We start from the raw sequence: 24,490 nt of genomic DNA, 5'->3' as shown, positions 1-24,490 counted from the left end.
AAGGCCTTGTTCATATGCTGGTTTCGTTGTTCACTACCGGCCGACACGGGGCGGCGAAGAATGAACAAGACCAGGGTTTTCGGGAATCTCAGCCAGGAAGTCATCGTCTTCCTGCTGGCAACGGCGCTGTTCGTCGTCGCCGGGCTGACGCTGAACGGCTTCCTGCAGCCCGGCAACCTGATCGCCATGGTGCGCAGCGTTTCGGTGCTCGGCATTCTCGCCGTCGGCATGGGCATCGTGATCATCGGCCGCGGCATCGATCTCTCCGCCGTCGCGGTGATGGCGATGTCGGTCGCCTGGTACCTGCAGATGCTGCAAAGCGGCGTCGCTCCCGGCCTGGCCCTAGCCTGGGCCCTGGGCGGCGTGCTGGCGATCGGGCTGATTAACGGCTTCCTGGTCGCCTATGCCGACGTGCCGGCGATCTTCGTGACCCTGGCCAGCGGCTATTTCGTCTACGGCTTCGCCCGCTCGCAACTGATCACGCAGGACGCGACCGGGGTTCCGGCGGAGAACTGGATCCTCGGCCTGCAGCAGATCCATCTCGCCGAGATCCCGGTCGAGGTCTTCTCTTTCGCCGCCGCCGCTTTCGTCGCCTTCCTGTTCCTGCGCTTCTCGAAATGGGGCCGCTACGTCTACCTCGAGGGCGACAACCCGATGGCGGCCCGCAACATGGGCGTGCCGGTGCGGCCGATGACCGTGCTGCGCTACGTGATCTCCGCCTTCACCGCCTTCGCCGCCGGCGTGCTGACCGCCTCCAGCCTGCAGAGCATCAATGTGCGGGTGGTCAACTCCAACCTGCTCTATGACGTGATCCTGGTGGTGGTGATCGGCGGCATCGGGCTTTCCGGCGGGCGCGGCGCCATGCGCAACGTCGTGGTCGGCGCGCTACTAATCGGCATCATGCAGAACGCGATGACCATCCTCGACATCTCCAACATCTACCAGAACCTGATCAAGTCCCTGGTGCTGCTGGTCGCCATCGTGGTCGACGGGCTGCTGAACCCGCGCGACGAGCAGACCGCACAGCAGGGCGATATCTGAGTGCATCAAGAACGCGAAACCATCACGACAGAGAGGAAGGATCTGACCATGAAGATGAGAGCCATGCTGGCCGCCGCGGCCCTTACGGTGTTCGGGACGGTGCTGGGCGCCGTCGGTATCGCCCAAGCTCAGGAAGCCACCGACCCGGGCCCGGCCGCCTATGAATCGGCCATGAAGGGCAAGCGCGTCGTCCTCATTCCGATGGCGATGGGCTTCGACCTCGCGCAAGGCTGGGCAGCCTACCTCAAGAAAGAGGTCGAGGGCTGGGGCGGCACCTTCGAGACCCGCGACCCGAACTGGAGCACCGAGGCGGCGACCCAGGCGATCACCGAGGTGATCTCCGCCGATCCGAAGCCCGACGTGCTGGTGATCCACTCGCCGGATCTCAACACTTTCTCGCGTCTCTTGAAGAAGGCGCAGAGCGAAGGCATCTATGTGGTGCTGATCGACAACCCGATGAACTTCCCGGCCGACGCCTTCATCGGCAGCGATTGGGATCGCCTCGGCCAGCTCGAGGCCGAAGCGGCCGTCAAGGCCTGCGGCGACGGCTCGTCGAAGAAGATCGGCCTGGTGCAGGGCGATGCGGCCAACGCCTCGTCGATCTTCCAGTACAACGGCATCAAGAAGGTGCTGGCCAAGAATCCAGAGTTCAAGATCGTCGCCGAGCCGTTCTCGAACTGGGATCCGACCACCTCGCGCACGGTGACCGCCACCATGCTGCAGCAGAACCCGGACATCTGCGCCATCATCGACTTCTGGGATGGCGACGCGACCGGCGCCGCGGCCGCCATCAAGGACGCCAAGCTCGACGGCAAGGTGCACCTGATAACCACCGGCGGCGGCGAATCGCTCGCCTGCAAGTCGATCGAGGACGGCACCTTCAGCGCCATCGTCATGACCGACCTCGCCGGCCAGTCGCGCGACATGAACGCGATCATCAAGTTCCTGCTGCAGAGCAAGCAGCCGGCGGGCACCTCCAGCACCTACATCTACACGCTGGAAAAGGCCTGGTTCAAAGAGGACCTGAAGCCCGGCACCTGCTGGGACGTGAAGGCCCTGCAGGCCGGCAAGTTCTGATCGCCCATTGACGGCGGGAGCGGCTGGTCGCCGGCCGCTCCCGTTTCTTTTGACCGGATCGCCCCATGACCTTGCGTGAGCGGGCGCTGCGCCTGCGCTACAACTACATCCCCGATCACCTGATCGGCGAGATCCTCACCAAGCGCTGGACGGATAATGCGATTCCGTTCACGGCGCTGGTCATCACCATCGCGATCTTCGGCACGGCCATCCAGGGCTTCTTCAACCCCGGCTCGCTCACCGATTCCACGCGGCAGCTCGGCGAATTTTCGATCCTGGTGACCGGCATGGTCATCGTCATACTAGGCGGCGGGATCGACCTCTCCATCGGCTCGATCTTCGCCCTCGCGATGTTCTCCGCCGTCGGCAGCTTCTACATCCTGGAACAACCGGTCTGGGTCGCCTTCGCGGCGGCGATCGCGACCGGCTTATTTTGCGGCTGCATCAACGGCTATCTCATCGGCTATCTGCGGCTGCGCGCATTTCTGACCACGTTGGTGACCCTGATCATCGGCCGCGCCGTGTTCGACATCCTGGTGATCGACTACGGCACGCAGATCCAGATGTCGACGGCGATGTCCGACACCTGGGACTTCATCGGCGACGGCACCATCTTCGGCATGAAGTCGAACGGCCCGTCGATCGCGGTCGCGACCGCCGTCGTCATCGCGATCGTCGCGCATGTCGTGATGACCCGCTCGCGGATCGGCTGGCACATGCTCGCGGTCGGCGGCTCGCGCCGCTCGGCCTACAATGCCGGCATCCGCGTGAAGCGCACCGTCTTCATCACCTATGTGGTCTCGGGACTCTGCTGCGGCCTCGCCGGCTTCCTTTGCGCGACGCGGCTGCAGGGGGCCGGGCCCGGAACCGGCTTCGGATATGAGATCATGGCGCTGACCGCCGCGGTGGTCGGCGGCAACAGCCTCGGCGGCGGGCGCGGCTCGATCGTGAAAGGCTTGATGGGCGCCATCGTCGTGCTGGTGATGTCGAACGGGCTGGTCCGCCTTGGTTTCGGCACCGGCACCAACCAGATGGTGCTGGGCCTGATGCTCGCCGCCGCGGTCGTGCTCGACATCCGCTGGCTGAAGAACCGGCACAAGGTGCTGGACGAGGTCTACGTGACCCCGATCCATTTCCGCATGGACGACGCGCATTCCGCCCTGCCCGGCTCGGACAGCCCCTATGCCCTCAACAACGAAATCTCCGAGACCCAGTATATCGGCCTCGGTGAGCTCGAAGGGCCCGAGGACGTGATGCTCGACCGCGACGACCACCTCTATTGCGGCACCCGGCACGGCGAGATCATCCGCTTCTTCGCGCCCGACTATAAGAAGTCCGAAGTCTTCGCCCATACCGGCGGCTTCCCGCTGGGCCTCGCCTTCGATCCCGCCGGCAACCTGCTCTCCTGCGTCGGCGCGATGGGCCTCTACTCGATCTCGCCCGAGCGCGAGGTGACCCGGCTTTCGGCCGAGACAAGGCGCACCTGGACCTCGGTGGTGGACGACGCGCGGCTCCGCGATCCCAACGACTGCGACGTGGCGCCGGACGGACGGATCTTCTTCACCGATTCCACCACCCGCTACGACGCCCATGAATGGGCGCTGGATTCGATCGAGGCGCGCCCGACCGGTCGCCTGCTCTGCTACGACCCGCGCACGCAGAAGACCACGACGGTCTTGGAGAAGCTGCGCTACGCCAACGGCGTCTGCATGGCGCATGACGGCAAGTCGCTATTCCTGGCCGAGAGCTGGGCCTGCTCGGTGCACCGCTACTGGTTCGACGGTCCCAAGGCCGGCACGCTCGAATGCGTGATCAAGGACATGCCGGGCTATCCCGACAACATCAACCGCGCCTCCGACGGCACCTACTGGATGGCCTGGCTCGGCATGCGCACGCCGACCTTCGACCTCGCCCTGCGCCACCCCGGCATGCGCAAGCGGATGACCCGGAATCTCCCGATGGACGACTGGCTCTTCCCCAACATCAACACCGGCGGAGTGGTCAAGTTCGACGAGACCGGCAAGATCGTCGCGACGCTCGGCGACCTCACCGGTATCTCGCACCCGATGGTCACCTCGATGCGGGAGCACAAGGGTTATCTTTATATCGGCGGCATCCTCAACAACCGCGTCGGCCGCTACAAGATTCCCGGCGCCGACCCGAGCTGGACCGCGCCGGTGGCCTATTGGGGAGAGAAGAAATGATCTTCGACCCCATCCTCGACATCTTCCGCGGCAAGGCCGTCACCATCCCGCCGATGGACGGCGCGCTGAAGCCGAACACCGCGCTGGACGAGGCGCCGGTCGCGCTCGAGATCGACGCCCCGGATAATCTCTGCAGCGACGGCGAGAGGTTGATCTTTTCCTCCCATGACCGGGTCTTCGCGCTTGCAGACGGCAAGGTCGAGGAGTTGCACGGCTTCGACGCAGCGGTGACCGCCCTCGCGGTCTCACCCGGCGGCGACATCGCGATCGGCCTCGACAACGGCGAGCTCGGCCTGATGCCGCGCGAGGGAAACCCGCGCGACCTCCCCGCCACCGCCAACCTCGCCTGTCCCACGGCGCTGGCCTTCGACCAGTCCGGCGCGCTCTATGTCGCGCAGGGCTCGGCCCGGCACCGGCCTTCGGACTGGGCGGTCGATCTCATGAGCAAGAACGCCTTCGGCTCGGTCTGGCGGCTCGATCTTTCCGGCAAGGGCAACGCCAAGCTGGTGGTGCAGGGCCTCGCCTTTCCCAACGGCCTGCTGGCCGACCGCGACAGCGTGATCGTCGCCGAGGCCTGGCAGCACCGCGTCGTCCGCCTCGCGACGACCGGCGCGCAGAAGCCGATCCTGGAAAAGCTGCCGGGCTATCCGGCCAAGCTCGCGCCCGCCGGCGACGGCGGTGTCTGGCTCGCCCTGTTCGCGCCCCGGAACCGGCTGATCGAGTTCACCCTGATGGAAGATGCCTATCGCGAGCAGATGATGCGCGACGTGCCGCGCGAATACTGGATTGCGCCCGCGCTCGCTTCCGGCGGCAACTTCCTCGAGCCGCTGCAATGCGGCGGCGTCAAGACCATGGGCATCCACAAGCCCTGGTCGCCCTCCCGCTCCTACGGACTGGTGGTGAAGCTGGACGCGCAGCTCCGCCCGGTCGCGAGCTTCCACAGCCGCGCCAACGGAAGGCGCCACGGCATCACCTCGGTCGCCGAGGTCAACGGCCGGGTCTTCGCCGCGTCCAAAGGCGGCCACGCCATCCTGGAGATTTCGCGATGAGCGAGCCCATCGTCGAGATGAAGAAGATCAGCAAGCTCTATCGCGGCGTGCCCGCCGTGAAAGAGGTCGACTTCGACCTGGTAAAGGGCGAGATCCACGCGCTGCTGGGCGAGAACGGTGCCGGCAAGTCGACCCTCACCAAAGTGATGGCCGGCGTCGTCACCGCTTCAAGCGGAACCATGACCTGGCGCGGCCGGGAAGTCTCCTTCCAGACGCCGTTCGAGGCGCTGGAAGCCGGAATCGCCATGGTGTTCCAGGAAACCAGCCTGGTGCCCTCGATGACGGTGGCGCAGAATCTCTATCTCGGCAGCGAGAAGGTGCTGAACCGCCTGCGCGGCATTTACATCTCGGCCCAGCAGTTCCTGCAATCCTTGAACTTCCCGGTGGACCCGACGGCGATCGTCTCCACGCTCGGCGCCGCCAAGAAGCAGATGGTGGAGATCGCCCGCGCCGTCCACCACAATGCCGAGGTCATCATCTTCGACGAGCCGACGGCATCGCTCACCCCCGAGGAGAAGCGGCATTTCTTCTCCCTCATGCACCGCCTGAAGCGGCGCGGCGTCTCGATCGTCTTCATCAGCCATGCCCTGGAAGAGGCGCTGGCCCATGCCGACCGCATCACCATCCTGCGCGACGGCGAGTTGGTCGTCACCGACCAGGCCAAGGCCTTCGACCGCGAGAAGATCGTGCGCGCCATGGTCGGTCGCACCCTCTCCGGCGAGATCTACAACAAGAAGCGCGAGCCTGAGGAGATCCGCAAGCCCGGCAACCGCGTGCTCTCGGTGCAGGACATCTCGATGGGCGCGCAGGTCCGCAACAATTCCTTTTCGATCTACGAAGGCCAGATCACCGGCGTGTTCGGCCTGATCGGCTCGGGCCGCACCGAGACCTTCAAGGTGGTCTCCGGCATCTACAAGCGCGACTTCTTCGCCGGCGGCACGATCGAGCTCGACGGCCGCCCGGTGCGCTATTACGTGCCGCGCGAGGCGGTCAAGGACGGCATCGTCTACGTGACCGAGGACCGCAAGGCCGAGGGCTTCTTCGAGACCATGTCGATCGCCGAGAACCTCTATTCCGGCCTGCTCGCCGCCAACCTCGAGCAGCGCAAATACATCAGCCTGCGCGAGATGCACGCGCTCTCCAAGGAATGGAGCGGCCGGCTCAACGTCAAGGCGATCAACGACAACGCCCGGGTGGTCGAGCTTTCCGGCGGCAACCAGCAGAAGGTGGTGATCGGCAAGGGCCTGATCCAGAAGCCCCGCATCGTGATCTTCGACGAACCCACCCGCGGCGTCGATGTCGGCGCCATCGCCGAGATCCACCAGCTGATCAACCGCCTCGCCGACGAGGGCCTCGCGGTGATCGTGGTCTCATCCTATCTCCCGGAGATCATGAACCTCTCCGACCGCATCCTGGTCTGCCGCCAGGGCCGCATCGTCGAGGAATTCGCCCCCGACGACGCGACGGAAGAGAAGATCATGTACGCCGCGGTGCACTGAAGCTGCCGGCGCGAGCGCCCCGTCAATAGACCCGGCGCCCATCTCGCGAGGCCGGGGCTCGATGGAACGATTGCCTCAGCTTCATGGGAGTCGTGTTGAAACGGGATCTGAAGGCGCGAAAGAAGGTGGACTCCGCCGCGAATCCACATGCCAGACCCGTCTCTCGGATACTGAGGCCGCTATAGAGCAGAAGCTCCTTCGCCCGGTTCAGCCGCAACTCCATATAGAAGTCTCTCGGGCTGCGACCGAGATACCGCTTGAACAAATACTGAAGTTCCCGGATTGAAACACCGCAGAGGCGGGCGACCAGGGCCAGAGTGAGAGGCTCCTCCATCGACTCGATCATCAATTCACTCGCCTTGGCCAGGATCGGATTTCCCTTCCACTGGTCTTCGTTTATCAGGCGCCGTTGCGCCGCGGCGCCATTCTTCGCCTCGATGTAGATGAGCTCGTTGTTGACGGCCTTCGCAAGGATGGGGCCGCTCATCTTCTCGAGCATCGCAAGTGAATAATCGAGCACCGAAACCTGCCCTGCACATGTCGACCTGTCTCGGTCGATGACGTAGAGCTGTTCGGCGACCTTCGTTCCCGGATACTGGTCGCGGAAGGCGGCGATCGTGCCCCAATGTGCGGTTGCCGTATATCCTTCCAGCAGGCCGCACTCGGCGACCAGCAGGGGTCCATAATCGACGCCGCAGATATGCGCTCCAAATCGCGCCTGGCGGCGCAGCCACGAGAAGAGTCGGCGTTTGTATTGCTGGTTTTGTTCGTATGAAATTACGACCATGATCAAGTCGTAGCGGGCTTCCGATTGGAAGCTTGCGGTCGCATTCACCTGAATTTGCAAGGTCGTTTGGAGCGGGCTTCCGTCCACCGTGACGATATCGATCTGGTAGTTTGCCTGGCTGCTGAGGCGATTGGCGGCACGGAACGGCTCGACGGCAAGAAGCCCGCAATGAAGCGATGAGTCCGCTGTCATCACCAGCGCGACATTCTTGCGGCGCGGCGCCTCGACGGGCTTGGCTTGATGGGTCGCAGCACTCATCGAGTCCTCACAGACTCCGTGTCCTTCCCCTCAACGCCGTCGGCCTTTTGCATTGACCCAATGACTCACGCCGCGCGCAACCGGCCCCCAACTGTGCCGGGTATCTGTAGCGGGTTATCTCATTTAGCGCAAATAAACTGGTAAAATACGCAAACTGATAGGACGCGCGCGTCAGGCCTGTCCCGCGCCACGGCGTAGGCGCTCGCTGATCCGCTCTGCGGCATTCTCAGCTGCGGATAGTGCCCCCTCCATATATCCCCTGAACTCCTTGGACATATGCGTGCCGGCCCAATAGATCGGGCCGCAGGGCTCGCGGAGCTCCGGACCGATTGTGGTCATGGCGCCCGGCAGCATGAAGGGACTGGACGCCCCGCCCGACCACGGCTCATCCGCCCAAACCTGGTCCATGTATTCGGCGGGTTTCAGGGCTTCCTCGCCGAGCGCCTGTGCCAGCAGCCCAAGGACGCGCTGCTTTCGCTGCTCCGGGGCCAGCTCGTCCATCCGGTAAGCCGGTGTTCCGGTGAAGAGCGTGATCAGGATTCCGCGATCCGGATTTTCACCGCCAAGATCGTAGGCCGCGGTCAGCGAACCATCAGTCGCTATGACGTTCCCGTTCAGGCCGCGGGCCCGCCAGAAGGGCTTTTCGTAGATGATCACCGCCTTGGTATTACGGCCGTTCGCAAATCTCTGATGCAGCAGGCGCCGCTTCGCCGGCAGCGGCGGATCGAAACTGATCTGCGAAATCATCGCCGGCGAAGTCGCGCACACGACGTATTTGCACTTCCAGGTCCCGGCTTCTGCCTCAACCGTGACTCGCTCACCCGCTGTCGTGATGCGTCGGACCGGGGAGGACGGCTTCACCGCATCGCCCAATTCGCGCGCCATGCCCTCCGAGACCATCTGCGAGCCCATCATATGCCGGGATTGGCCGCCTTCGACGGCGTCCGACATCCAGAGCGGGCCACCGCACGACTTGAGCTTGTGGATGAGTTCCAGCGCCGAGATCTCTTCCGCCAGCGCCCCATAATAGGCCCCGGGCATCCTGAAGAATGATGCACGCGCCCTGGGGCCGGTCGGCTCCTGGTCCACCCAGGTTGCGAATGTCATCGAATCCAGATCTCTTGCGTCGGCGGACTCCCATGGATCTTCCGCGATCTTGTCCATGGCGTCGTAGAGCCTTTTCAGGCCCTGCTTATACTCGGCGGCCTCCTTCTCGCTCAGACCGGGTACGGTGCCCATGGCGCCATAGAATGTCCGATCGTCCTGCAGGCAAGCCCGTTCACCGCGAACGAACTGCTGGGTGAGGGGAACATTGTATTTCGCAATCAGCGCGGAAATCCTCTTGTGCCGCACCGCGGCCCATTGTCCTCCAAGGTCCACCCTCGCCGCCAGGACCTTGCTCATCGGAGAATAGGTCAGCCCGCCGACGCGGTTTCTGGCCTCGAGCACCACCACCTCATGTCCGGCGTTTCTGAGCGTGAGCGCCGCGAACAGGCCTGAAAGACCACCGCCTACAACGACGACATCGGTTTCTTTGACGGAATCCATGAGAGCAGAACCTGTTCTGATGTTGATCGAGGTCGCGACGTTGCGTCGGTGTGTCGGGCTTTGCCCCAACACACCGACAACGCGTCGCGCCTACTTCCAGGAGAGTTCGGAGGTCGGAAGGTTGCAGCAAGCGCTGTATCGCACGCCCGCGACTTCCTTCCGATAGACGAGGATGTTGTCCGGATTCGCGATCGGCAGGATGATGCGGTCTTCTTGCATCATCTTCGCCAGTTCTCCGAAAGCCCTGGCACTCTCATCCCCACCTGACGCAAGCGCCTTTGCGAGGATTTCCCCCTCCTTTGGGCGCGCTAGCGCGGGATTCTTCGCTGCACCCGAACGCTTGAACCAGACCGTGCCATCGAACAGGCCGAAATACTGAATGTATTGCGCGGATCCGAAGTAGTCCGGCGCAAAGAACACGGCGGTAACTGGAACGCCTTCGCCGTTGACGTGCTCGCGCCAAACCGGGAACTCGGTGGGCTGCAGCTCGAGCTTGATGCCGATCTTCGCCAGGTCGATCTGGACCTTCTGCATCATCGTCGTGAAGTTCACGCCGTACTGGTTCACGTTGGGATAGATCGACGTGAAGGTAAGATCCTTCGCACCAGCCTTGGCCATCAGGCTCTTGGCTTTCTCCAGATCGGTTTGTACCGGCTCCAGCCCGGCAGAGCCCGGGAAACCATTGGCAATCGGCGAGGCCTGTCGCTGACCTCTTCCTCCAAGGATGAGGTCGATCGTGCCCTTGTAGTCGATCGCATATGCGATGGCTTCACGCACTTCCGCTGTCAGGGCCTCGCCGCCCTTGGCGCCGGGGCTCAGGGCCACATAAACGAAGTTGAACGATGGAGCGGTCTCCACGGAAATGTTCGGATCGGAGATACCCTGCGCGGTATCCGGATCGACCTGCATCGCAATATCGGCATTTCCGGCCTGCAAGGCCTGCACCTGCGCAATCGGTTCCTTGATCTGCTGGAATACCAGTTCCTTGACGGCAGGCTTGTTGCGCCAATAGTTCTCGTTGCGAACAAGCCTCAGTTCGCTGCCCGGACTGTAGCTCTTCAATTGATAGGGTCCGGCACCTGCGGAATTGGCGACGAACCAGTTCTCCGCTTGGTCCTTGGTGTCTGCATCGGTTCCGGAAGTCGCACCGTTTTCACCGGCCAGATCGGAGTTCAAGATGCCGGTGTAAGGCGCGGTCAAGGAGCCGAGGAACTCGGAATTGGGAGCCGCAAGCACGATCTTCACGGTATGAGCATCTGTCGCCTCGATCGCGCTGATGGCATCGACCAGATACGCCATGCTCCCCTTGATGTTCTTCAGCCGCTCCAGCGACCACTTGACATCCTTTGCCTCGACCGGGGAGCCATCCGAGAATTTAGCGCGCGGGTCGAGGTGGAAAGTCAATTCTGTCTGCCGGTCATTGATCGTCCACTTGTCGGCGATCAGCGGGACGATCGTCTTGTTGTCTTTGCCGAGATCGACCAGCCGGTCATAGACGGAACTCAGATAGATCTGGCAGGTGTCGCAAATTGCCCGTGCCGGATCGAGCGAGTTCAGATCCATGTCTCGCGCGATGACCATCGGTCTATCCGCGTCCTGCGCCGCGACGCGCATGCCGAATGCACTGACTGCCACTGCGAGGGCGCCGGCCGAAAAGGTCAGCCGCGCCAAAATCGTCCGTGTCATTGTCTGCTCCCCGTTCGGTTGTTGCCGCGCACGTTGCAAGGCGCGGCTTCGTGACCTGGTCACTCTGACCACGGAGAGGGTCGGCATCCTTGCGTTAAACGTCAGAAAACTCCAAGCTCGCGCAACTGGCTGCGAACCGGCTCGGCAACATGCTGGTGTTCGACATGGCGGCCGGAGATATGGACATGCTCAGGAAACGGGTCTGTGCGCCTCCCAGTCGGGCGGAGTGACGACCCATAGAGCTGTCGTCATGCCCCTCGAACGGTATGTCAAACTCGTCTTCGCCGGGAGCCACATCATGTCGCCTGGCTCGAAGACGCTTTCCTGATCGCCAACGACGATCGAGAAGCGCTCTTCGGTCGCGATGCAGCAGATGACCTCGTCGTACCAAAGGGTGAAGGGAATGTCGGTGTCCTTGAAGAAGACAAAGCCCGCCGACATGCTCGTCCCGTCCTTGTCGTTAATCAGGGAATGAGTCGAGGATCCGCGCGGGCTCCATTTTCTTACGATTTCGGAGATGCTGAAATGCCGTGGTCCTATCATTGCCAACTCCTGCCCGCGCCCCAACAGTCTCGTGATGCTCCCACCACGAACCGAGTCTCAGGTTGGCAGACCCGGAAACAGCCAAAGTCTCAGTTTGCGCAGAAAAACTAGCGGCCATGGCCGGGCTGACCGCAAGGCGGGCGGCGCCGCTCGACGGAGCGCCAGACGTGCCGTCGTCAAAATTTTGCCGCCTTAAGCTAACCCCGCCCGAGAAGATGGGCCTCGGCCAGCGTCAACAGCGCATCCGCGTCGGATTCCGGATTGTGGACGAAACCGAGGACTTTCGGCTTGCCCGCGGGAACCTTCCTCACGCGGCGGATCCGCACGCGGTTGTCCTCAATCGTGCTGCAAACGCCTCCGGTGGCAGTCAGGCCGGCACGCACCAAGGCCTCGATGGCGATCGCCGTCTTCGCTCGGCGCCTGATCGGCGCCGTGACGGCGAAGATGATCGCCTGGCCGTCGGGTATGGCGTCAGCGAGAGCCGTCTTCACGTCGTCGAGCAGCCGCTGAACGGATTTGTCGAACCTCAGGCGAATCTTCGCCGCAGCGGCGCGCTCATGAATTTCGCGTTCGGCTGCCGAAGGATCCCGCACTGGCGCGCGAGCACTCATCATCCTCTCCTCCAACAGAGAATTCCGCAGAGCACCACGAGTGGACCGCGTGAATTCTATCGACGCGATGCTGGGAGACGAACGGGCTCTCCATGAATTCACACCGCGCCGCAGCGCTTGCTCCTTGCCCCGAAACGAAGAATGAAATATACTTCCTTCTCGTCTTGGCTGTGAACTGCTGCTGCCTGTGGGCGCTGTTGTCGACGATCCAGGCCCGGCGGTGTCTGCCTTTTCCTTCAGCTGACCGAACGCGCGCTTGCGTCTCTCGCCGCCATGCGCCAAGCGCTGGATTTGGCTGCCCGACGCCAACGCAGACCGGACTCAGACAGAGTGAGAACCGCCTGCGCCAACCCGGACAGGACCCGGACGGAATTGTTACTCCCGGCCTCGACGCAGACCGGACGCAGACGGATTGCCAACCCGGACAGGACCCGGACGGAATTGAGCGGGAGTCGGACCCGGAATGAGACGATCGCCTTTGCCATCAAGGACTTGGCCCGCAGGCCGTGCTCAGGGCCGTCCGTGTCCGCTAGGCGCGTTCGAGGATCCGGGTCACGCAGTTGAGCGAGCCCAGCTGGTCGGCGAGCGGCAGGAAATCGCCGCCGCGGATCACCTCGAAGCCGAGCCCTTCCCAGAGCATGGCGTTGGTGTCGTCGACCGCTCTGAGTTCCGGCCAGGCGCCGAAGCCGTATTCCGGCAGGAAGACGCGGCAGCCGACATGACCGTCGATACACTCGACCCAGCAATTGTTGGCCGAGGCGTAGAACCATTCGCGCAGCTTCGCGTCCGGGTCGTCGAAATAGATGAACGGCAGCGGGTTGCGCATGACTTCGTAGCCGCGCAGCCGCAGCCCGTAGTCGATCTGGTCGAAGGCCTTGACCGGGAATCCGTCCGGCAGCGGCAGGCCGATCAGCTCGCTGGCCCAGACCGGATCGCCGAGCAGGATGCGCGGCATGCCCTCCGGCGTGGTGCCGGCCAAGGTCATGAACATGTCGAGATGGAAGACCGGCTGGCGCGATCCGTCGGCGGCGATGCTGCGGTCGATGTCCTCGCGCCAGCTCAAGTCGCCGGGGCTGATTTCGAAACGGGTCGGGCCGCGGCGCTGCAGCGGCTGGCAGGCGATGACTTCGACGGCGCGCCGGGTATCGATCCGGCCCTCGCCGAGGTCGGCGCCGACGAAACAGATCTTGCTGCCGACCAGGATATTGCCGCCGGGCGGCGGCAGGTCGAGGCCGGCGCGGCCAGCGCCGCCCAAGGCCTGCGCCGCGGCGGCACCGGTATAGTCGTCGACATCGGCGCATTCCAGCACATGCACCCCGTTGTCATTGTGGAACACCGCCACGCGATCCTGCGCCCAGGGCCAAAGCGCGGCGCCCGCCGGGGCCTCGATGATCTCGGTCTTGGCGCCGAGGCCAAGACCGTCCACCACCGCGCGAAAATCCGCCGCCTCGCCGTCATGCACCGCGAGCGAGATCCGGTCGAAGCCGCCGGAGAGGCTCAGCAGCCGCTGCAGCATGCCTTCGTCGAAGCCCGGCATGCGGCGCGTCGCCACCAGGAAGACGTGCCGGATGCGTCCCTGCGAAGTCGAGAGCAGCTCGCGCTCAGCCTCGCCGCAGTCGGGCGCGGGCGCGGATCGCGGCGGTGGAACGCGCCGGGCCGTGCCGGTCGCTTCCGTGCGTCGCGTGAAATGGCGCAGCTTCAAGCTCATCGTCACTCGCTCTTCACCGCGTGGAGCAGCTGCATCCACTGCGTCGTCTCCTGGAAATCCCAGGCATGCGCCGGGCTCGGCTCGCGATCGGGCTGGGCGCGCAGCCAGTCCAGCACCTCCAGCGCGTCCATCCGCTTCTGGTCGACCGCATTGCTCTGCAGCCATTCGCCGGCGGTCTGCGCTTCCTCGGGATCGAGGTCGGCGCTGCGGCGGATCATCTCGGCATAGGTCCGCTCGGAGTAATGGATCTGGCGCGCCGCCGCGGCCAGGCTCTGCACCGTCGCCGCATGCACCGCGCCCTGGCGGTCGAGCAGCGACAAGGTCGGCTCGACATTGACCAGCGGCTCGGTGAGCGGCAGGTAGTTGAGCTCTTCCGGGGCATGCAGCTGCGCCACCTCGGCGTCGTCCACGATCTCGCCGCTGGCGTAGCGCTGGTAGATCGTTCCAATGCCGGTCATGCCGAAGGCCGCGCATTCGGCCGCGCGCAGCGCGCCCATGCTGGCGCCGCCCGCCACGGGCAACCCGAGCGACAGCGCGTAGAGCACTTCCTTGTGCCAGGGTGCCGCACTCTGGTCGAACAGCCCGTCCACCAGGGCGATGGCGGTGACGCCGCTCCGGGCCGCGCGCGCGATGTCGCCGCAGCGCGCCGGTCCGGCCCAGACGATGTCATCCTGGCGCCTGCGGAGGAATGCGAGATCCCGATGCAGGCTGGGGCCCACAAAGATGATCTTCAATGCAGCCTGCCGATAAGTGTCGCCAGCGCCCGCACGCCGAGCTTGGAACGCGGGCCGGTGAGCTCGGTCTGCAGGCCGGGCACGATCATCCGCACCACCGTGATGCCGAAGTCGTTCTTCAGCGGCACCGCGATCACCTGCTCGATGCCGCGCTTCTGCAGCAGCGCCACCAGCGCGCGGATGCCGCCGGAGAGATCGGGCACGGGGCGCGCCGGCGCGGCGGGGCCTGAAGGGTCGATGAAAGCGAGCAGCTCGACGATCGCCTTGCGCTCGTCGCCCTCGGCCTCCTCATACATCTCCGGGAAGAGATCGTCGCGCGAGCCGGTGATGCGCGTGATCCGCGACTGCGCCGCCTCGGCAATGGCTTTCACGATCGCCTGGCCGCGGCTGGCATGACAGGCGGCGCCCGCGGAATGCGCATAGCGCGGCACCTGGGGCGCGTGTGCCATGGCGCTGTCGGTCACGATCGCGGTGATCGCCGGCAGGCCGATGTCGCTGGTCATGTCGAGCAGGGTGAGATCGAAGCCGGCCGCGCGGATCCGCTGCTCGAACTGCAGCGCGTCCAACCCGTCCGTCGCCTGGACCCGGGTCAGCCGCTTGCTGAGCTCCGCGGTCGACATCAGCTCCAGCAGCGCCGAGGCATCGCGCTCGATCAGCTCGCAAAGCCCGTGGAAGATCGCCGACCGGTAGTCGAAGCCGGAGGCGAGGCCGTCGGTCGAGACCTGGAAGGCGCCGTGGAAGCCCGGCGGGTCGGGCCGATAATCGGCGCCGACCAGCGACCAGGGCACGTTCACCACGCAATCGGCGGTGAGATCATAGCCCTGCACCCAGGCGAGCGGCTGGTTGCGGTTCAGGCGGTCGAGCCGGCAGCGGGTCGAGATGTCGAGCGCCATGACCGGCGCGTTCGCCTGCGTCATCTCGGCGAGGCTGGCCCACTTGAGTGAGTCCGGCAGCCGCTCCGCGGCCGCCAGCTCCAGCGCCTCCATGACGGCGGAGATGAAGGCTTCGTCCTTCAGCACGCCCTTGCCCTGCGCGACCGAGAGCGAACGCGAGTTCGGCCGCACCGCCAGCGCCACCGGGATGCCGATGCGGTCGAGCCCGGTCACCTCGGCGACGCGGGTGATTCCAGCCGCGGCGAAATGCGGACGCAGGCGCTGATTGAGTTCCTTGAGATCGGCAACGCGGTCGCCACCGGAGGGACGATGGGCGTCCCACCGGCGGGCGTCACAGGCGCTCTCGATCAACCGACCGAGGGGCGCTCTGGTCTCCGCTTCCGAAGGCGTTCGGTCAGTCGTCAATACTTCCCTCTATCCACGAAATCCTGGATGAGCGGCGCCAAGGGATCCTTGTTCAGGAACAGCTGCTCAACCGGGTGCGAGCGCTTGATCATGACCAGCTTGCCGAGCTGGCTGGTCGAGAAGGACAGGAAGACGTTGCGCGAGACCGCGGTGTCCTTCTTGGCGTTGTCGATCACGCTTTGCGCCAGCGCGTCTCTGCCCTTCTCGTCGGTCGACGCGGTGCCGATCGCGTCGCCCTGGAACATGCTGATGATGCTCAGCCAGGCGCTCTTCGGCACCGGAACCGCGGTCCCCTGTGCCTTGCTGATGAACCAGAGGTCGTTGTCGTCGTCGAGATTCCCCACCAGGAAGTAGTCAGACATCCGTAGATCCCCTTTTGACAGAACAGAGTGGCACGCGTGTTCCCCGAATCATCGAGGCGCACGGTAGCGAAAGGGGCGTGACTGGGGCGTGACCGGTTGTAGAAGCCGAATTGTCGAGCTTTTTCAGCCCAATCCGGCGCGCTTCAACCCGTCGATCAGGTGCTCGGTGTCTTCGGAATTGCGGTTCGGGACGATCGCCCGGACCCGGTCGGCCTGGAAGTCGGGATAGACGCTCTTGACCACCTTGCTGTAGTGCCGGGCGAGCTCGAGCTCGCCCAGTTGCGCGGTGCAGGCCGCCAGCAGGCGCGCGGTGGCCGGGCTGTCTTCCACGGGCCGCAAGGCCTGGAGCGCCGCGCGGTAGTCGCCGAGCTGGTAGTAGATGCTGCCCAGGGTCCAGGCGTATTCGTCGGGCGGAATCGGGTTGAGCTCGATCGCCCTATTGAACAGGTTCAGGCCCTGCTTGGGGTCGCCGGAATGGGCGAGCGAGTCGGCATAGCCTTCCAGGATGTCGGCGTCATGCGGGTTGAGGGCCACGGCCTGGGAGAAGTCCTGGAGCGATTCATCATGGCGCCGCAGATAGAGATTGGCATAGCCGCGCTCCCTGAGCGCCCGGCCGTCATGCGGATCGATCGACGCCGCCTTGGAGGCGAGATCGACCGATTCCTTCAGGAGGTCGTTCTCGACCATCCCGCGCACCACCCATTCATAGGTCATGGTGCGGGCGAGGCCGACCACTGCCGCCGGATAGTTCGGCACCTGGGTCAGCGCTTCCTTGAACATGCGCCGGGCGCGGCGGATCGACTGCAGGTCGCTGCCATGCAACAGGCGGCGCCCTTCCAGCAGGTTGCGATAGGCGGTGTATTCGCCGACCGGGATCGGCGTCCGGACCTCGGCATCGTCGATCGCATTCACCATCGAGCGCAGGATTAGCCCGGTCACCCGCTCGAAGGTGCCGCCGAGCGTTGCGAAGGTGAAGTCGGTCTCGGTCGCCCACAGCACCTCGGAATTGCTGACATTGGTCAGCCGCACGCCGAAGCGATGGCCATGGGTCGCCGGCATCAGCGAGGTGGCGACCGCGTAATCGACATCGAGCACCGCCAGCGCGTCCGAAAGGCCGCGGGTCCCGAACGCGACCGAGGCGCCGGAATGCGCGGCGATCACCGCGAAGCGGCGGAACCGGCTGAGGCCGATGGTCAGGTCCTCGACGAAGCCCAGCGACATCGTTCGCGTCATCTCGTCGGAGACGACGCTGATCGGCGGCAGGATCAGCACGACCGGAATCTGCCGGTCGGATTTCTTCGCCGCGACCGGCGCCTCGCGTTCGCGCGGCACCGCCGGGAGCACGGCCTCTTCCAGCGCGTCGGCGTCGCGGTGCCGGAGTGCGGCCGCGAGCTCCATGGTCTGGGCGCTGGGCAGCACGCCGAGCTCGGTCGCCATGGTGCGCTTGCAGCGCCCGAAGATCCGGAGCGCGAAGCCTCGATCGCCTTTCGCGGCGCAGATCCGCATCATCGCCCGATAGGCGGCCTCTTCGGTGCGATCGACATCCAGCACCTTGAGGGCGAGCCGCCAGGCCGCGTCGGCGCTTTCCGGATCGACTGCCGCGTCAAGCGCCTCGCGCGCCGCGTCGACGAAGCGGTCGCGCATCTCCTCGCGGTTGGCCTCCATCCATTCGTCGACCGCCGCCTCGTCGAAGCCGAAGCCGTCGAGCAGCCGCCCGGTCCAGAGCGCCAGCAAGGTCTCGCAGCGCTGGGCCGAAGGCAGCTTGTCGATCCCGCCCCGCTGCAGAGCCATGAAGGCGCCGTAGTCGATTGTGACCGCATTCTCGTTGACGCTCACCATGTCGCCGCGGATGTCGAGCAGGGTCAGGTCGAACTTCTGGCCGAATTTCAGGATGCGGGCGATCAGCTGGCGCAGATTGGCATTGGCCTTCTCGCGGTCGAAATCGCCCCAGAGGATCGAGCGGATCTGGCTGCGGCTCGCCGCCTTGTTCGCCGAGGCCGCCAGGATCGCCAGCAGCACGAAGGCCTTGTCCGGCAGCGACTGCACCTCGCCGCCGACCACGAAACGCGGCGGCCCGAACAGCCGCACCTCGACCTTGGTCGATTCGGCTTTCAAATCCGTGGAATTGGGCGGTGTTTCAATCCCCATCACTCTCGAATGATCGGGGGGCGATGCCTTGTCAATACCGGGGGCATCAGGACCGGCATCGGTATACAGCGCGAGGCATTGCCGCCCGGAGACCGCAGCGTCCTGCGCCGCCGGTGTCTCTGCCTTCATACAGCCTTGCACCTTAGACTTAGTTCCTAGTTGCCCATAATCCTTTGATTCCAGTCAACAACAGTTAATCGCCCAGCTTTCACGCTGCAGTCACGCGGGTGTTGCTCTGCTGGTCACGCGGGCGAAAACGACACGGGGTCGTGGCCCGCCGGGCGAGCGAGGGGACGGACGAAATGCAGATGTTCAGGACGGTGACGGGCGACACGACCGAGAAGCAGGCTGAATCACGGTTGAGCCCGATTGGGATTTCGGTGCGCCATGTGGCGGAGGCGCAGGGCTTCCGGCGCGCGCTGCAGGCGCTGAGCGCCGCCTACGCCAAGGTCGGCAATGTATTGAGCGACCGGCTGCAACATGGCAGTTCCGATCTCGGCGAGCTCGCGACCATCGGCGCCAGCTATGGCTGGATCGTCGACCGGCGGCGCCTGGTGCAGACTTATCTCGAGGCCGAGCCGGCGGTGATGGCCTATGCCTGCGCCGATTTCGGCGAGCCCGACCAGATCCGCTCCCTGGCCGAGGCCGCGACCGAGCTGGCCAGCGAGAGCCAGTCGCTGTTCTCGGCCCTGGGCCTCTTGAGCTACATCGACCATGAGCTCGGCTGGGCCGCGATCGGCGGCGCCCCGGCCGGCAACGCCTGACGAAACGGCACGACGGTTCGCGCGAAGAACCGCACATCTCGAGACCACTCGCCCGGCGCCGCCCCCACCCGCGGTCGCCGGGCACTGTTTTTGCTAACTAAGGAGCGAGATGGGAGTGAAACGGGCGTTAGATGGGAGTGAGAGGCAATGCAGCGCGATCCTGGCATCCCTGAGCCGCCGACCGAGCCTGTCGAGTCCGGCGAAGTGCGCTGGATCGAGCGCCTGCAACAGCGCGCCCGGCCTGCACCGACCCCGCCGGCCACCCGCGACAGCGCGGAAGAAAAGACCTGGATCAACCGCCTGCTGCGGCGTGCCGATCACGCGCTTTGAGAAGAACTCACGCGCTGTCTATTGCAGCACCAGCGCCTTGCGGCGCTCGACCAGCTCGGCATATTGCTGCTCGAGCGCGGCGTAACGGGTCTCCATCTCGGTGATCTCGCGTTCGAGCACGCCGGCCCGCGCGTCATCGAGCGCCATCTCCACGCCCCGCGACATGCTCTCGGTCGAGGCCGCATATTGCCGGAACTGGGTGGCGCCCTCCTTCAGGCCGCCGATCCGGCGCTTCACATCCGCCGCGGCGTCGTCGATGTCATTCAGCTCCTTCTGCGCCTGCACCCGGTTCATGCGCTTGTTGGCATAGTCGGCCTCGAGCTGGTCGAGCTGCTGCGTGAGGCTCGCGACCGAGGTCGTCAGCCGATCGCCGGTGCCGCGCAGGCTCGCATTCTCGATCTCGGCGGCCTGGGTCTGGCATTCATAGCGCGCGAGCTGCACCGCATAATTCTGCTTCTGCTCCGCCGTCGCCGCGCCGTCGGCCGAGCCGAAGCCGAGGCCCACGGCCGCACCCGCCGCCGCGCCATAGGCGGCACCGTCGGCACGCCCGCCGGAGAGCACGGCGCCCGCCGCCGCACCCAGCACCGCCAGCAGCACGGTGCCGACCGCGGCGCCCAGCGCCACCGTCTCCCAATAGTTCGTCGGCACGTCGTCCGCCGAGATCGCCATGCAGGCGGAGACGCCCGACTTGTTGATCAGCGGCTTGTAGTTTCCGGAGACCACGGCGGCGCTGGTGGCGGAGACGTCGTCGCCGGCGCTGCTCGTGCTGGCGCGCGCGCTGCTGCCGCTCCCCGCGGGCGCCATGCCGATGACGCCGCCATCCGTCGTGCACCCCGCCTCGAAAGCGCTGAGACACGCGACCGCCAGCAGCAGCCCACGCGCCGATGACTTGGCCCGCATCGTCCTCACCCCGACAGTGTCCGGTGGTCCCTGTTCCACTCTTGGGCGAACTTGATTGAAGCCTCGCGCGAGGGGCTGAGTCAAGCGCGGGGGACCCCGCTGCTCACACCCCACAGGATGCCGGAAATATTCACGATGTTCTCACGGGATCGATGAACTCTGACCGAGAGAGCGCGATCCTTGTGAGCCTAGATCAGAATGACATCATCTCCGACGACTTCCTCATCGATCGACTGCGCCACCCAGCCCAATCGGCCGGGAACGGTTGCCAGTCGGCCCGGCGCGAAGCGGGGCCACCACGGCCGCAAGCCGGGCGCCACCGCACGGACCACGGCGAGACCTGCATCCGACCGCTGCAGATCGATGAAGACCGGTTCTCTGCCAATAAGCCGGGTGATTGCCGCGACGGGATCGCCCGACACGGGTTCGACCGCGACGGCGTCTTCATGCGGCGCGAGGAACGGCAGCCGTGCGACGCTGCTCCGCTGCGACCAGCCCAGCAGGCGCGCGCCATGACCATCGAGCGCCCCCTGGCTCGCCGCGGAACGCGCCAACTTCAGCGAGAGCTCGGTCTGCAGCATCTCCAGGCTCGCCGAAAGCGCTGCCTCCGCCAAGGTCAGACGCGCGGCAAAGCCATAGGCGATGTCATGTCCGTCCGGCCCGCAGGAAACGGCGGCAGCCACCGGCGTATGGAGATCGTGGGTGAGATCGAGCAGCCAGGTCCGCCGGTCGCGGGACTGCAGCCACTCTCGCAGCAACGATCCCCCGCTGTCGTCCAGAAGCTCGAGAGCAACCGCCGGGCGCTGGACCCGGCCGTACCACCAGACCGCAACCGCATCGCGCTCGACCAGTTCGAGCACCGCGGAAGTCTCGGCCGCCTGCAGGCTGCGGCCGGCCGCAACACCGTTGCTGTCGGTCAAAGTCCCACCGATCAGCACATTGGCCAGGGGCACGAAGGCGGCTGCCGCCGAGACCGCGGTCCGGCCCTCGCACCAACTGCGACATGCGGCATGCAGATCGAGCGACGCCCGCCAGGCCTCCGGCGCGACATCCTCCGCGGGATGCGGGCCGTGGACCAACTGCCGCTCGGAAAGACACCAGATGTCATTCGGCAGGCAAAAGGGTGGCAGCGGCAATGCGGCCGCCGCCGCCTCGATCACGTTGAGACCGTCGCGGCGCGCCGCGGCCGCTCGCTCCACGGTTTCGGCGACGCAGCCGGCGATCGCGGCCTCTTTGGTGAGCCCGCGCCCCGCGCCCGCCATCTCCGGCTTGCCGTCGGGTGCGCGCTGCATGGCGACGATGAAAACCGCGGGACAGCCGCTTATCGCGAAGTTGACGAAATCCATTCCCGCAAACCCGGCTCTTACCGCTTCAACAGCAACAGGAGGGACGTTTCAAAATTGCATTTCCACATGGAATTTCGTGTCGAGAGCGTCGCTCTCTCGTTAGAGTGAGAGCGCTGCAACAACCATCAAAATGGGGACCCATTCATGTCGCGCATTGTCGTTCCGGGGAAAGATCCGGTCACCTTCGCCGATTGCGATCTCACCGTGTACCAGCGTATCGGCAACCTGATCTACAAGGCATCCAAGAATCCCGCAGACTTCCAGGACTTCCGAGCGAACACGGCGGACCGGCTGGTGGAGGCCGGCGTGCCGGATGCCTCGATCGAGGGCCTGCAGTTCTACGTGATGAAGGACGATCCGGCACTGCTCAACCTCGTCGTGCCCGAGGTCAAGGACCGCAGCCAGTTCGGCTCGGATGCCGACTTCAACGCCTACCTCGTGCAAATAGCGACCGTCACGATACGAGCTTGTAAGAGGTAAGCGACAGCAGCCTCGCTATCTGGGTGGTGTATCTCTGGCGCCGCCGGCTGTCGGCGACGACCAGGATCTGTCCATACCACTCGAGCGCCTTGGTCGGCTGGAAGGGATCGTGGCCGGTCCACGATCCCTCCGCCCGCGAGATGAACTCGTTGGCGGCGGCCTGGGCTTCGTTCTTGTTGCCCATCTCGTTCAGGATGACGGCGCGCAGCGCCGCGTGCTCCGGGATGCCCATCGGCGCGGACTGGCACTGCTCCAACGCGCGCTGGTAGGCCCCGGCCGCGGTGTAGGAGACCGCGAGATAATGATGATAGTAGTCCGGCGCCACCGGGTGCAGCGCCAGCGCGCGCTCGCCATAGGCGACCGCCCGACTGGTTTCACCGAGATACGACAGGCCCTCGGCGGCCGCGACCAGGACGCTGGGATCGTCGCGGGTCAAGGTGAGGGCCTTCTCAAATTCGCGGGTTCCCTGCGCGTACATCGACTTGCGCATGTAGGCCCAGGCCAGGATGATCCGGCACTTCGGATCCCAGGGATCGATGTTGACGGCCTTCTTCGCCAGGATCAGCGCCTCGTCGAACACGTCGGCGGCCAGTGAGCCGGTGCCCTCGATCATCGGCAGCGACAGCTTGATCGAAGCGAGGCTGGCGACCGGCCTGGCAAAACCGGGATCCGCCGCCGCCGCCGCTTCGAAGATCGGGATCGCCCGCTTCAGGTCTTCGGCGTCGAAACTATCCGTCAGCCGATCGCCCTCGAGCCAGAGCGCGTAGGGATCCGGCGCCCGCGCGCCGTCGCGGGCCGCCTGCTCCGCCATGCGGTCGCGCCCGATCGCAAGCTCCACCTCGAACGCCATGCGGGCGATTTCCAGGTGGATCCGCTCCAGCGCCCGCGGATCGAGCTCGAGCCGGTCGGCCAGCAACAGCCGGTCGCTGGCCCGGCTGACCAGTTGGAATGTGACCTGCACGCGCGCGCCCAGGGAACGCACCGACGTGGTCAGCTCGTAATCCGCGTCCTCGCCGGCGCCGAGGTTGCGCGGCAGCAAGACTGCGATGCTGCGCAGCTTCCCGAGCGAGATCGCAAACTCCTCCGCGACCAGCAAGGCGAGGTCGCGCACCTGCTCCGGGGGCCCCAGCGGCGGGCGCGTCGTCATCACCACCGACGGAATGGCGATGCTGCGCCGGGGTGCGGTGGCTCGCGGCGGCTCGAGCGGGACCGGTCGCGGGCTGGGCACGGCCGTCGGCATCGCGCCGATCAGGGCGCGGAGCGCGGCGGAAGGCTTCGCGTCGAGGTCACGGGCCAGCGCTTCGCAACAGGCGGCGTAGCGTTGCATCGCCTTGCCGCGCTCGCCCCGCTTGAGGTCGACGGCGATCAGGGCGCGGAAGGCGATCTCTTCGGACGGGTTGATGCGCAGCAGCCCTTCGGCCAGCGGCACGACATCGGCATCGGACGAGAACCGCTCGGCCGCCGCGATCGCCGCGATCAGCGACTGCGAGATCTGTTCCTGGCGCTGGATCCGTTCGACCGAGAGCCAATCCTCGAACGCCGGATCGGGCGGAGAGACATCGGCCAGGATCTGCCCGCGCCAGAGCGAAGCCGCCTCGAGCAGCGCCTCTGGCGTGCCCGCGGCGAGCAGCTCTTCCGCCCGCAGGATATCGATCGAGAACCGGGAGACGACCAGGGTGACGGCATCGCGTGTCGTCTGCAGCAGATCGTCGGCGTCTTCGCCGAAGCAGCGGCGGATCTCCGCCAGCGCCTGGCGCAGCGAGACCTGGGCCTGGCCCTGGTCGCGGTCGCTCCAGAGTAGTGCCAGGATCCGGTCGCGGGTCGCCCTTCCATTCGGCTGCAGCGCGAGGAAGGCGAGCAGGCAAAGGGCCTTGCGCAACTTCGGCCCAAGGTCGCGCCCGGATTGACCGGTGACGGACGTGGCCCCCAACACATTCAACACTGCGCGCGCCATCACACCACGCCGCTTTTCGCTGAGTGGGCGCGCCGCACCGAAAACAATCGGTCCCCAATCTGACAGCCGCCCCGTGGGCGCCAGTATAACCGCCGCTCCGGCAAAAGACTAAAAATTGCGGCTTCTACGCTACCTTTGGATGAGTTGCGTGCAAAAATGGCAG

At 65.3% G+C, this 24,490-nt stretch carries 21 protein-coding genes; 8 read left to right on the top strand and 13 right to left on the bottom strand.

Going from position 1 to position 24,490, the window contains the following annotated elements; translation table 11 throughout:
* Positions 1-60: 60 nt before the first annotated feature.
* The 5 genes from ACH2CY_RS17310 (at position 61) to ACH2CY_RS17290 (ending at position 6,870) form a co-directional block, all read left to right on the top strand.
* Positions 61-1,041 (top strand): ABC transporter permease, encoded by a 981-nt coding sequence (locus tag ACH2CY_RS17310; protein ID WP_395020562.1) that lies wholly within the window; start codon positions 61-63, stop codon positions 1,039-1,041.
* A gap of 48 nt (positions 1,042-1,089) precedes the next feature.
* Positions 1,090-2,118 (top strand): sugar ABC transporter substrate-binding protein, encoded by a 1,029-nt coding sequence (locus ACH2CY_RS17305; protein WP_395020561.1) that lies wholly within the window; start codon positions 1,090-1,092, stop codon positions 2,116-2,118.
* Positions 2,119-2,183: 65 nt separating this feature from the next.
* Positions 2,184-4,322, top strand: coding sequence for an ABC transporter permease (locus ACH2CY_RS17300; RefSeq protein ID WP_395020560.1), 2,139 nt, complete (start codon positions 2,184-2,186; stop codon positions 4,320-4,322).
* Positions 4,319-5,371 (top strand): hypothetical protein, encoded by a 1,053-nt coding sequence (locus ACH2CY_RS17295; protein WP_395020559.1) that lies wholly within the window; start codon positions 4,319-4,321, stop codon positions 5,369-5,371. Before ACH2CY_RS17300 ends, ACH2CY_RS17295 begins: the two co-directional genes overlap by 4 nt.
* Complete coding sequence (locus ACH2CY_RS17290) at positions 5,368-6,870, top strand: sugar ABC transporter ATP-binding protein (RefSeq protein WP_395020558.1); 1,503 nt, start codon at positions 5,368-5,370, stop codon at positions 6,868-6,870. The genes ACH2CY_RS17295 and ACH2CY_RS17290 overlap by 4 nt, the downstream gene beginning before the upstream one ends.
* A 22-nt stretch (positions 6,871-6,892) precedes the next feature.
* Here the strand turns inward: ACH2CY_RS17290 and ACH2CY_RS17285 are convergent, their stop codons facing one another.
* From ACH2CY_RS17285 to ACH2CY_RS17240, 10 genes are all read right to left on the bottom strand, one after another.
* On the bottom strand, positions 6,893-7,915 hold the full coding sequence (locus tag ACH2CY_RS17285; protein ID WP_395020557.1) for a GlxA family transcriptional regulator: 1,023 nt from the start codon (positions 7,913-7,915) through the stop codon (positions 6,893-6,895).
* A gap of 171 nt (positions 7,916-8,086) precedes the next feature.
* A complete protein-coding gene (locus ACH2CY_RS17280) occupies positions 8,087-9,463 on the bottom strand; it encodes a flavin monoamine oxidase family protein (RefSeq protein WP_395020556.1) in 1,377 nt (458 codons plus the stop codon).
* A gap of 90 nt (positions 9,464-9,553) precedes the next feature.
* Positions 9,554-11,149 carry an ABC transporter substrate-binding protein gene (locus ACH2CY_RS17275; RefSeq protein WP_395020555.1) on the bottom strand — a complete coding sequence of 532 codons (1,596 nt, stop codon included), beginning with the start codon at positions 11,147-11,149 and terminating at the stop codon, positions 9,554-9,556.
* 189 nt (positions 11,150-11,338) lie between these two features.
* The gene (locus ACH2CY_RS17270; RefSeq protein WP_395020554.1) at positions 11,339-11,692 is read right to left on the bottom strand and encodes a hypothetical protein; all 354 of its coding nucleotides are present in this window, start codon (positions 11,690-11,692) and stop codon (positions 11,339-11,341) included.
* A 197-nt stretch (positions 11,693-11,889) separates the two neighbouring features.
* Positions 11,890-12,303, bottom strand: a complete 414-nt coding sequence (locus ACH2CY_RS17265; protein ID WP_395020553.1) for a hypothetical protein — start codon at positions 12,301-12,303, stop codon at positions 11,890-11,892.
* Positions 12,304-12,832: 529 nt separating this feature from the next.
* A complete protein-coding gene (locus tag ACH2CY_RS17260; protein ID WP_395020552.1) occupies positions 12,833-14,011 on the bottom strand; it encodes a hypothetical protein in 1,179 nt (392 codons plus the stop codon).
* Positions 14,012-14,013: 2 nt separating this feature from the next.
* Positions 14,014-14,745 (bottom strand): TfuA-like protein, encoded by a 732-nt coding sequence (locus ACH2CY_RS17255; RefSeq protein ID WP_395020551.1) that lies wholly within the window; start codon positions 14,743-14,745, stop codon positions 14,014-14,016.
* Complete coding sequence (locus tag ACH2CY_RS17250; protein WP_395020550.1) at positions 14,742-16,043, bottom strand: YcaO-like family protein; 1,302 nt, start codon at positions 16,041-16,043, stop codon at positions 14,742-14,744. The genes ACH2CY_RS17255 and ACH2CY_RS17250 overlap by 4 nt, the downstream gene beginning before the upstream one ends.
* The gene (locus tag ACH2CY_RS17245) at positions 16,040-16,405 is read right to left on the bottom strand and encodes a hypothetical protein (RefSeq protein ID WP_395020549.1); all 366 of its coding nucleotides are present in this window, start codon (positions 16,403-16,405) and stop codon (positions 16,040-16,042) included. Before ACH2CY_RS17245 ends, ACH2CY_RS17250 begins: the two co-directional genes overlap by 4 nt.
* A 123-nt stretch (positions 16,406-16,528) precedes the next feature.
* A complete protein-coding gene (locus ACH2CY_RS17240; protein WP_395020548.1) occupies positions 16,529-18,553 on the bottom strand; it encodes a BTAD domain-containing putative transcriptional regulator in 2,025 nt (674 codons plus the stop codon).
* Between the two features lie 302 nt (positions 18,554-18,855).
* Between ACH2CY_RS17240 and ACH2CY_RS17235 the strand changes: the two genes are divergently transcribed.
* Both ACH2CY_RS17235 and ACH2CY_RS17230 read left to right on the top strand, forming a co-directional pair.
* Entirely contained in the window at positions 18,856-19,317 is a 462-nt protein-coding gene (locus tag ACH2CY_RS17235) for a hypothetical protein (protein WP_395020547.1), read from the top strand.
* A 147-nt stretch (positions 19,318-19,464) separates the two neighbouring features.
* Positions 19,465-19,647, top strand: coding sequence for a hypothetical protein (locus ACH2CY_RS17230; protein ID WP_395020546.1), 183 nt, complete (start codon positions 19,465-19,467; stop codon positions 19,645-19,647).
* Positions 19,648-19,665: 18 nt separating this feature from the next.
* On the opposite strand, the gene ACH2CY_RS17225 is transcribed toward ACH2CY_RS17230, so the two are convergent.
* Positions 19,666-20,547 (bottom strand): hypothetical protein, encoded by an 882-nt coding sequence (locus ACH2CY_RS17225; RefSeq protein ID WP_395020545.1) that lies wholly within the window; start codon positions 20,545-20,547, stop codon positions 19,666-19,668.
* 188 nt (positions 20,548-20,735) lie between these two features.
* Positions 20,736-21,893, bottom strand: coding sequence for a YcaO-like family protein (locus tag ACH2CY_RS17220; protein WP_395020544.1), 1,158 nt, complete (start codon positions 21,891-21,893; stop codon positions 20,736-20,738).
* Between the two features lie 144 nt (positions 21,894-22,037).
* On the opposite strand from ACH2CY_RS17220, the gene ACH2CY_RS17215 reads away from it, so the two are divergent.
* The gene (locus tag ACH2CY_RS17215; RefSeq protein WP_395020543.1) at positions 22,038-22,373 is read left to right on the top strand and encodes a hypothetical protein; all 336 of its coding nucleotides are present in this window, start codon (positions 22,038-22,040) and stop codon (positions 22,371-22,373) included.
* Here the strand turns inward: ACH2CY_RS17215 and ACH2CY_RS17210 are convergent.
* The gene (locus ACH2CY_RS17210) at positions 22,348-24,252 is read right to left on the bottom strand and encodes a BTAD domain-containing putative transcriptional regulator (RefSeq protein WP_395020542.1); all 1,905 of its coding nucleotides are present in this window, start codon (positions 24,250-24,252) and stop codon (positions 22,348-22,350) included. The genes ACH2CY_RS17215 and ACH2CY_RS17210 overlap by 26 nt on opposite strands.
* Positions 24,253-24,490 lie beyond the last annotated feature (238 nt).

The sequence above is a fragment of the Dongia sp. genome, from assembly GCF_041905885.1.
In the GTDB taxonomy this organism is placed as follows: Bacteria; Pseudomonadota; Alphaproteobacteria; order Dongiales; family Dongiaceae; genus Dongia.
The sequence above is the reverse complement of the archived record's forward strand: the minus strand, read 5'-3'. Positions and strand labels throughout refer to the sequence as shown.

Bases quoted from the DNA above. Each gene is read 5' to 3' on its own strand.
- ACH2CY_RS17310 (WP_395020562.1), top strand. From the start codon at position 61: ATGAACAAGACCAGGGTTTTCGGGAATCTCAGCCAGGAAGTCATCGTC.
- ACH2CY_RS17305 (WP_395020561.1), top strand. From the start codon at position 1,090: ATGAAGATGAGAGCCATGCTGGCCGCCGCGGCCCTTACGGTGTTCGGG.
- ACH2CY_RS17300 (WP_395020560.1), top strand. From the start codon at position 2,184: ATGACCTTGCGTGAGCGGGCGCTGCGCCTGCGCTACAACTACATCCCC.
- ACH2CY_RS17295 (WP_395020559.1), top strand. From the start codon at position 4,319: ATGATCTTCGACCCCATCCTCGACATCTTCCGCGGCAAGGCCGTCACC.
- ACH2CY_RS17290 (WP_395020558.1), top strand. From the start codon at position 5,368: ATGAGCGAGCCCATCGTCGAGATGAAGAAGATCAGCAAGCTCTATCGC.
- ACH2CY_RS17285 (WP_395020557.1), bottom strand. From the start codon at position 7,915: ATGAGTGCTGCGACCCATCAAGCCAAGCCCGTCGAGGCGCCGCGCCGC.
- ACH2CY_RS17280 (WP_395020556.1), bottom strand. From the start codon at position 9,463: ATGGATTCCGTCAAAGAAACCGATGTCGTCGTTGTAGGCGGTGGTCTT.
- ACH2CY_RS17275 (WP_395020555.1), bottom strand. From the start codon at position 11,149: ATGACACGGACGATTTTGGCGCGGCTGACCTTTTCGGCCGGCGCCCTC.
- ACH2CY_RS17270 (WP_395020554.1), bottom strand. From the start codon at position 11,692: ATGATAGGACCACGGCATTTCAGCATCTCCGAAATCGTAAGAAAATGG.
- ACH2CY_RS17265 (WP_395020553.1), bottom strand. From the start codon at position 12,303: ATGAGTGCTCGCGCGCCAGTGCGGGATCCTTCGGCAGCCGAACGCGAA.
- ACH2CY_RS17260 (WP_395020552.1), bottom strand. From the start codon at position 14,011: ATGAGCTTGAAGCTGCGCCATTTCACGCGACGCACGGAAGCGACCGGC.
- ACH2CY_RS17245 (WP_395020549.1), bottom strand. From the start codon at position 16,405: ATGTCTGACTACTTCCTGGTGGGGAATCTCGACGACGACAACGACCTC.
- ACH2CY_RS17240 (WP_395020548.1), bottom strand. From the start codon at position 18,553: ATGGGGATTGAAACACCGCCCAATTCCACGGATTTGAAAGCCGAATCG.
- ACH2CY_RS17235 (WP_395020547.1), top strand. From the start codon at position 18,856: ATGCAGATGTTCAGGACGGTGACGGGCGACACGACCGAGAAGCAGGCT.
- ACH2CY_RS17230 (WP_395020546.1), top strand. From the start codon at position 19,465: ATGCAGCGCGATCCTGGCATCCCTGAGCCGCCGACCGAGCCTGTCGAG.
- ACH2CY_RS17225 (WP_395020545.1), bottom strand. From the start codon at position 20,547: ATGCGGGCCAAGTCATCGGCGCGTGGGCTGCTGCTGGCGGTCGCGTGT.
- ACH2CY_RS17220 (WP_395020544.1), bottom strand. From the start codon at position 21,893: ATGGATTTCGTCAACTTCGCGATAAGCGGCTGTCCCGCGGTTTTCATC.
- ACH2CY_RS17215 (WP_395020543.1), top strand. From the start codon at position 22,038: ATGTCGCGCATTGTCGTTCCGGGGAAAGATCCGGTCACCTTCGCCGAT.